This is a genomic window from Streptomyces sp. Isolate_45, from assembly GCF_024721315.2.
In the GTDB taxonomy this organism is placed as follows: domain Bacteria; phylum Actinomycetota; class Actinomycetes; order Streptomycetales; family Streptomycetaceae; genus Streptomyces.
Window position 1 is genome coordinate 38,049 of the sequence record NZ_JANFAK020000063.1, and the last position, 7,221, is coordinate 45,269.

Below are 7,221 nucleotides of genomic sequence, written 5' to 3' on the forward strand. Positions count from 1 at the left end.
GCCGCAGGGGCGTCAGGACGACCGCGTCATGCGCAGCCGCAGGGTGTCGTAGATCGGGACGCTCCCCAACCGGTCGGCGGTCAGCGTCGCGGCGAAACAGGCCGCGAGCAGCGGCACGACCAGCGCGGTGGCCCCCGTCATCTCGACCACCAGCACGACACCGGTCAAGGGTGCGCGCACCACCGCGGCGAACAGCGCCGCCATGCCGACGGCCGCGAACGACGCCGCTCCCGTCCCGCCCGGCAGCACGGGGGCCGCGAGGCCCTGTACGAGAGCTCCCCACAGGGCGCCCAACGCCAACAGCGGGGCGAACAGGCCGCCCGGCGCACCGGCCGCATAGCTGAGCGGCCCCGCCACGAAGCGCACCACCAGATACCCCGCCAGCACGGTGACCACCGGCACCTCGCCGTCCACCAGGAGCCCGCTCAACTGCTCCCCGCCGCCGCCGAGCGACGGATCGATGCCCAGCAGCAGGCCCACGACGGCCCCGATGACGGCCGCCCGCGCGACCGGCCCGACCCGGGTGACGCCGTCGCAGTAGGCGAGGGCGCCGACCACCAGCCGGCTGTAGCCCACACCCAGCACGCCGGTGGCGGCGCCCAGCAGCAGGAAGGCCGGCAGCAGCGACAGGGGCGGCGCCGCCGGGTCGGGCATGGCGAAGACGGGGCGGTCGCCCAGGATCAGCCGGGCGCATCCGACGGCGGTGACGGTACCGATGAGGGTGAGCAGGACCAGTCGGGCCCGGATCGTCCTCGTCACCTCCTCCAGGACGAACACCACACCGCCGAGCGGGGCGGTGAACGCCACCGCGAGCCCGGCTCCGGCCAGTGAGGTGTGCAGCAGGGTGACGTCCCGCGCACTCATCCGCGTACGGCGTCCCGCCTCCGTGCCGATCGCGGCGCCCATGTGCACCGTCGGCCCCTCCCGGCCGAGGAGGAGACCGGAGCCCATGGCGATCACGCCGCCCACGAACTTGGCCGGCAGGAGCGGCAGCAGGCGGTCCGGCTCCCGCTCCCCGTGCCACACGGCCTCGACGTCCTGGATGCCGCTCCCGGCGGCGGCCGGGACCCGCCGGGCGATCGCGCAGGCGACGGCGGCGCCCACCGCCGCGAGGGCGATCGGGACCAGTCGGCCGGCGACGCCGAGCTCCTGCGAGGCGTCCAGCAGCGATCCGCGCAGCGCGTCGGCGCGTTCCAGGCACCAGCGGAAGCTCCCGCCGACCAGTCCGACGACGCAGCCGGCGAGGGCCCCCACGAGGTAGAGGGTCGGCCCGCCGCGGGGAGCACCGGGCATGCGTGGACCTCCGCCCAGCCGTGGTTCGCGTCCCGTCCGAGACTGACCCGCGACCGTCGCACGGCCCCGGACATCGCGGCGGCCGCGCCGAAACCGCCCCCGACTGGGCCAACGGCGTTGCGGACTGCCCGCCGGCGGTGAGGATGAGCCCGGTTACGGGCGATAAGCGTGATAGGTCAGGTATCCACGCAAACGTTCCTGCGTGGCCGCGGCGAACGAGGTCACGCGTGAGAGGGGACCCCGTTGTCGAAAGAGCCACCGGCCGCCCCCCGTTCCCGTACGGACATGGTGGTCTTCGGCGTCACGGCGGTCCTGACGCTCGCCTTCGTGCTCTGGGGCGCCCTGGCCACCGACTCGCTGGAAAGCGTGTCGAGCAGCCTGCTGAAGGGGCTCATCCACAACGGCGGCTGGGCCTTCATGCTGGCCGCCAGCGGTTTCGTCGTGTTCGCGTTGTGGCTGGCCATCAGCCGTTACGGTCGGATCAGCCTCGGCCGCGAGGGCGAGGCTCCCGAATTCCGCACCGTGTCCTGGGTCGCGATGATGTTCAGCGCCGGCATGGGGATCGGGCTGATGTTCTACGGCGTGAGCGAGCCACTGGCCCACTACGACAAGCCGCCGCCCGGCACCCACCCCGTCGATTCCGCCGAACGCATGCAGACGGCGATGGCGACCACGCTCTTCCACTGGACGCTCCACCCCTGGGCGATCTACGCCGTCGTCGGCCTCGCGATCGCCTACAGCACCTTCCGCCGCGGGCGCCGTCAGACGATCAGCGCCGTGTTCGAGCCCCTCATCGGCGAACGGCACGCCCACGGCGCGGCGGGCCGCGTCATCGACATCCTGGCCATCTTCGCCACCCTCTTCGGCTCGGCCGCCTCGCTGGGCCTGGGCGCCCTGCAGATCGGCAGCGGGTTCCGGGAACTGGGGTGGATGGACACGGTCAGCACCGGCCTCCTCGTCGGCGTCATCGCCGTGCTCACCGTCGCCTTCGTGGCCTCGGCGGTCTCCGGCGTCGAACGCGGCATCCAGTGGCTGTCGAACATCAACATGGTCCTCGCCCTCGTGCTGGCCGTCTTCGTGTTCATCGCCGGCCCGACGATCATCGTGCTCGACCTGATCCCCACCTCCCTGGGCGCCTACCTCGGCGACCTGCCGCAGCTCATCGGCCGCACCGAGGCCACCGGCGCCGGTGAGGTCGCCACCTGGTTGGGCAGTTGGACGGTCTTCTACTGGGCCTGGTGGATCTCCTGGACGCCGTTCGTCGGCATGTTCATCGCCCGCATCAGCCGCGGCCGTACGATCCGCCAGTTCATCGGCGGGGTCATCCTCGTCCCGAGCAGCGTCAGCCTGGTGTGGTTCGCCGTCTTCGGCGGTACGGCGATGAAGCTCCAGGAGGGCGGCCGGCTCGGTGGCGAGACCACGCCCGAGGGCCAACTCTTCGGGCTGCTCCAGCAGTTCCCCATCCCGACGGTGATGAGCCTGCTGGTGATGGTCCTCGTCGGCATCTTCTTCGTCTCAGGAGCGGACGCCGCCTCCATCGTGATGGGCACGCTCTCGCAGAAGGGGACCTTCGAGCCGGCCCGGCTGATCGTCGTCTTCTGGGGCGTGGTCACCGGCGCCGTCGCGGCCGTCATGCTGCTCATCGGCAACGGCAAGGGGGACGCGCTCGCCGGACTGCAGAACCTGACGATCCTCGTGGCGGCCCCGTTCACCGTGGTGATGATCGGCATGTGCGTGGCCCTCCTGCGCGACCTGCGCAGGGACCCACTGATCGTCCGGGGCGAGATGGGCGAGGAGGCCGTCGCGCAGGCGGTGGTCGCCGGCCACGAGGAGTACGACGGCGACTTCGAGCTCCGCATCGGTCCCGGTACCGGCCCCGAACCGGAATCCGGCCGGCCGTCCCCGCTGGAGGACCCGCCGTAACGGCCGCCGGACACTCCGGCCGCCCGGTCGCCCCGGATGTCGGGCTCCCTCAGCCGACCGGGCCCCCGGGCGGTGTCGTCATACGGCGTACGGACTCCACCACGGCCTCGCGGTGGCGGGCCAGCCGCTCCTCGGGCCAACCCGCGCCCGCGCCCCCGGCCGCGGGGCCGCCGAGCGCGCCGAACCAGGCCTGGGACAGGCCCATGACCAGCACGAGGAGGTCGACGGGGTCGATCGCCGGATCGACGTACCCGGCCTGCTGGGCCCGCTCCACCACGCCGATCTTGGCGCTGTAGGACTCGGCCTCGGCGGGCGTGGAGCCCGGCCGCTCCAACTGTTTCCACAGCACCAGGCGCATCAGGTCCGGCCGCTCGACCAGGTGGTCGAAGACGGCCCCCGCGTACCCCGGCAGGTCCTCGACGCGGAAGGGGACGGAATCCGAGCCCGCCTCCAGCGCCCGCTGGAGCACGACGTCGAAGAGCTGCTCCTTGTTGCCGAAGTAGACGTAGATGAGCCGCTTGTTCGCCTGGGCCGCCTCGGCGATCCGGTCCACCCGCGCTCCGGCGATGCCGTGGGTCGCGAACTCGGAGAAGGCGGCGTCGAGGAGGCGTGCCTTGGTTGCGCTGGAGTCCCGTGCCATACCGGGAGCCTAGCAAGTAACTATCCAGTTATTGACATGTGGCGCCCGATGCGCGCATGCTCTACCTATCCAGTTAGTTACTTTCCCTTTCGCCCACCGGACACCACCGGACGGGACCGGACACCCCGAGGAGAAACACCATGGACATGCGCGCACTGGGCGGCCAGGGCCTGAAGGTCGGCGCCGAGGGACTCGGCCTGATGGGCATGAGCGCCCACTACGGGGCGACCGACGACACCGAGTCGCTCGCCACCATCGACCGGGCCCTGCAACTGGGCGTGACCCTGCTGGACACCGCGGAGGGCTACGGCCCCTTCCTCAACGAGCAACTGCTCGGCAGGGCCCTCGCCGGCCGCCGGGAGTCCGCCGTCATCGCCACGAAGACGGGGATCGAGTTCACCGACGAGGGCGCCTTCCGCGGCCACAACGCCACCCCGGACTACATCCGCAGGTCCGCCGACCGATCCCTGCGACACCTGGGCACCGACCACATCGACCTCCACTACCTCCACCGCATCGACCCGCGGGTCCCCGTCGAGGAGAGCGTCGGCGCCATGGCGGAGCTCGTCACGGCCGGCAAGGTCCGCCACATCGGCCTGTGCGAGGCCGCGCCCGCCACCATCCGCCGGGCCCACGCCGTGCACCCGCTCGCCGCGGTGCAGACGGAATACAGCCTCTTCGAGCGCGGCATCGAGCAGGACGGCGTCCGTGCGACCCTCGACGAACTCGGGATCGGCCTCGTCGCCTACTCGCCCCTCGGGCGCGGCTTCCTCTCCGGCGCCGTCACCAGCCCCGACGACTTCGCGGCCGACGACTTCCGCCGCACGGACCCGCGCTTCCAGGGCGAGAACTTCGACCGCAACCTCGCCGTGGTCGACCTGCTCCGCAGCCTCGCCGCCGAGAAGGGCGTCACCCCCTCCCAGCTCGCCCTCGCCTGGACGCTGCGCCAGGGCGCGGTGCCCATCCCGGGCACCAAGCGCCGCCGATACCTGGAGGAGAACGTCGCCGCAACCGGGGTGGAGATCTCCGACGAGGACCTGGCGCGCATCGACGCGGTGGCCCCGCTGGGCGTGGCCTCGGGCGACCGCTACGCCCCCGAGCTGATGAAGGGCCTGAACGGCTGATCGGATCCGGGTCCGCGCGATACGGCCGATCAGGGGCGCGGCGGCACTCCTTAGAGGGAAAGCACCGCCCCGGGGCGGTGCTCGGCGCCCGAAGCTGCCGAAGAGAGGGGGACGGCCCCGACCCGGGACCGTGCGGCGCGCAGGCGCGCCGCTGCGGCAGTTGCGAGGAGAAGTGCGCGTGATGCGAGTGTGGAAGAGTGCGGGTCTTGCCCTGGCGGTCGGCCTGGCGGTCATGGGCGGCGCGTCCGCGGCGTCGGCCGACGCCAATGCCGAGGGGATCGCCGCCGGCTCGCCCGGCGTCCTGTCGGGCAACCTGATCCAGGTCCCGGTCCACGTGCCGATCAACGTCTGCGGCAACAGCGTGAACGTGATCGGTCTCCTGAACCCGGCTGTCGGGAACGTCTGCTACAACGGCTGATCCCCCCGGCCCCGGCCCCTCCCGACCGCCCCCGTCCGGGCGGTTCCGGGAGGGGCCGGGGCCTCCCCATGTCGTCCTTCCGTCAACCGGCCCGGCCGTAGCGAACGTTATTGCTCCAAATCCGTTCCAGTCTTACGCGGGTGCCAGGACGAGGGGCGTGCCAGATCTTGTCCTGACCGGCATAAATGCCCACGTGTTCCATGGTCGAGCCCTGTGGGAAGAACACAAGATCACCCAATGCGCGTTTGTCGCGGGATACGTGGGAAGTGTGTTCGTACTGCTGCTCGGCGGTGCGGGGGAGCTGTTTCCCGACTTTCCGGAACGAATACAGCATCAGCCCCGAGCAGTCGAACCTTTTCGGTCCCATGCCGCCGCGTGCATAAGGGGCGCCTTCCTTCGAGGCCGCCACGGCCACCGCTTTGGCGCCGTACGGTGTGGCCGCTTCGGCCGGTGATACCGGGCCGGCCAGGGTGCCCGCGGTCAGCAGGCAGAGGAGCAAAAATAGGCGAGGGGGACGGAATCCGGCGGTGCGGCGGACAACTCGGAGGGCCTCTCGGGCTTTATGGGAGTCATTCCTGCAGACGGACATCGTGATACCTCCGCGTTCGGGTGGACTTGAGGTCGGTCGGATACCTGTGAACGTCCTGCTTTCTCGGATGTGATTCCTGGGGCGCAACGGCGGACAGTTTTCTCCGAAGCCGTCCGAAATTCAGGTCCGGACATGGGTGGAGATGTATCGGTTCTGTAACGGATTCGCGAACATATGGAAAAACACCCGGTGGTGGCTGTGCTTCGCCGCCGTCGCGGCGAGGGAAACGCGGGCCCGAGGTGCCGCGCCGTGCCCGATCCCGCATCCTGCTCGTGAACGGCGCGGCCGCAGGCCAAGGGCGCGCGTTCCCCCGGAAGGAGCCGTCACCGTGCCAGGAACGCGCCTCTTGCCGCGCCGCTTCGTCGTGCCGGGCTGGATGCGCACCTACGCGCCGTTCCTCGGCCGGGTCCTGGAACAGCTCGCACGGATCCACGTCCTGGACTGCGCCACCCGATTGGCCGCACAGGCCTTCCTCGGGGCGATCCCCGCGCTGTTCGTGATCGGCGCGCTCGCGCCCGAGTGGATGCGGCAGGAGCTCATCAGGACGATGAGCGCCACCCTGGGCATGACGGACGCGGCCCTCGACCAGGTCCGCGCGGTGTACGCCGCCGGCGACACGGCGGTCGTCGCCGGCACCGGCGCCCTGGGAGTGTTCGTGACGCTGCTGTCCGCCACCGCCTGCAGCCGCGCCCTGCAGACGACCTGTGAGCGGTCCTGGCACCTGCCGAAGGCCGGAGCCCGGCTCGCCGCCTGGCGGTGGGTGGCCTGGTTGGTCGTGTGGATGACCGCGCTGCTCTTCCAGGGACCGGTCCAGGACGCGTTCGGCGCCGGCCCGGCCGTCGGCGCGTTGGTCTCCCTGGTCAGCGGCACCCTGCTGTGGTGGTGGACCCAGCACCTGTTGCTCGGCTCCAGGATTCCGTGGCTGCCGCTGCTGCCCGGTGCGGTCCTCGTCGCCGTCGGGGTGCAGGCCGTCACGCTGGGGTCGCGGTACTACATGCCGCGCGCCATCGACCGGAGCCTGGAGCAGTTCGGCGGGCTGGGGCTCGTCTTCGTCGTGCTGTCCTGGCTGATCGGGTTCTTCGTCGTCGTCACCGTCGGCATCGCCCTGGGCTACGTACTGGCCCACGAGCGGCGGGCCGCGGACCGGCTCGGGACACCATCGGACCCCCGGGGGGGGGGGGGGGGGGGGGGGGGGGGGGGGGGGGGGGGGGGGGGGGGGGGGGGGGGGGGGGGG

Annotated in this window: 7 protein-coding genes; 4 read left to right on the plus strand and 3 right to left on the minus strand. The window is 71.6% G+C overall.

Annotated elements, in window-relative coordinates; all coding sequences use genetic code 11:
• Positions 1–12: 12 nt before the first annotated feature.
• Positions 13–1,293, minus strand: coding sequence for a ClC family H(+)/Cl(-) exchange transporter (locus tag NOD94_RS21055; RefSeq protein WP_281207559.1), 1,281 nt, complete (start codon positions 1,291–1,293; stop codon positions 13–15).
• A gap of 285 nt (positions 1,294–1,578) precedes the next feature.
• Between NOD94_RS21055 and NOD94_RS21060 the strand changes: the two genes are divergently transcribed.
• Complete coding sequence (locus NOD94_RS21060; protein WP_281207569.1) at positions 1,579–3,216, plus strand: BCCT family transporter; 1,638 nt, start codon at positions 1,579–1,581, stop codon at positions 3,214–3,216.
• A gap of 49 nt (positions 3,217–3,265) precedes the next feature.
• Here the strand turns inward: NOD94_RS21060 and NOD94_RS21065 are convergent, their stop codons facing one another.
• Positions 3,266–3,856 carry a TetR family transcriptional regulator gene (locus NOD94_RS21065; protein ID WP_281207560.1) on the minus strand — a complete coding sequence of 197 codons (591 nt, stop codon included), beginning with the start codon at positions 3,854–3,856 and terminating at the stop codon, positions 3,266–3,268.
• A gap of 140 nt (positions 3,857–3,996) precedes the next feature.
• On the opposite strand from NOD94_RS21065, the gene NOD94_RS21070 reads away from it, so the two are divergent.
• On the plus strand, positions 3,997–4,980 hold the full coding sequence (locus NOD94_RS21070; protein ID WP_281207561.1) for an aldo/keto reductase: 984 nt from the start codon (positions 3,997–3,999) through the stop codon (positions 4,978–4,980).
• A gap of 178 nt (positions 4,981–5,158) precedes the next feature.
• The gene (locus NOD94_RS21075; RefSeq protein WP_281207562.1) at positions 5,159–5,398 is read left to right on the plus strand and encodes a chaplin; all 240 of its coding nucleotides are present in this window, start codon (positions 5,159–5,161) and stop codon (positions 5,396–5,398) included.
• An 82-nt stretch (positions 5,399–5,480) separates the two neighbouring features.
• On the opposite strand, the gene NOD94_RS21080 is transcribed toward NOD94_RS21075, so the two are convergent.
• Positions 5,481–5,867, minus strand: coding sequence for a C40 family peptidase (locus tag NOD94_RS21080; protein ID WP_281207570.1), 387 nt, complete (start codon positions 5,865–5,867; stop codon positions 5,481–5,483).
• A 448-nt stretch (positions 5,868–6,315) separates the two neighbouring features.
• On the opposite strand from NOD94_RS21080, the gene NOD94_RS21085 reads away from it, so the two are divergent.
• Positions 6,316–7,221, plus strand: a 906-nt coding sequence (locus NOD94_RS21085; protein ID WP_281207563.1) for a YhjD/YihY/BrkB family envelope integrity protein, incomplete at its 3' end; no start/stop codon positions are given.

Excerpts from the sequence above, each read along its gene's own strand:
- NOD94_RS21060 (WP_281207569.1), top strand. The coding sequence starts at position 1,579 with ATGGTGGTCTTCGGCGTCACGGCGGTCCTGACGCTCGCCTTCGTGCTC.
- NOD94_RS21065 (WP_281207560.1), bottom strand. The coding sequence starts at position 3,856 with ATGGCACGGGACTCCAGCGCAACCAAGGCACGCCTCCTCGACGCCGCC.
- NOD94_RS21055 (WP_281207559.1), bottom strand. The coding sequence starts at position 1,293 with ATGCCCGGTGCTCCCCGCGGCGGGCCGACCCTCTACCTCGTGGGGGCC.
- NOD94_RS21070 (WP_281207561.1), top strand. The coding sequence starts at position 3,997 with ATGGACATGCGCGCACTGGGCGGCCAGGGCCTGAAGGTCGGCGCCGAG.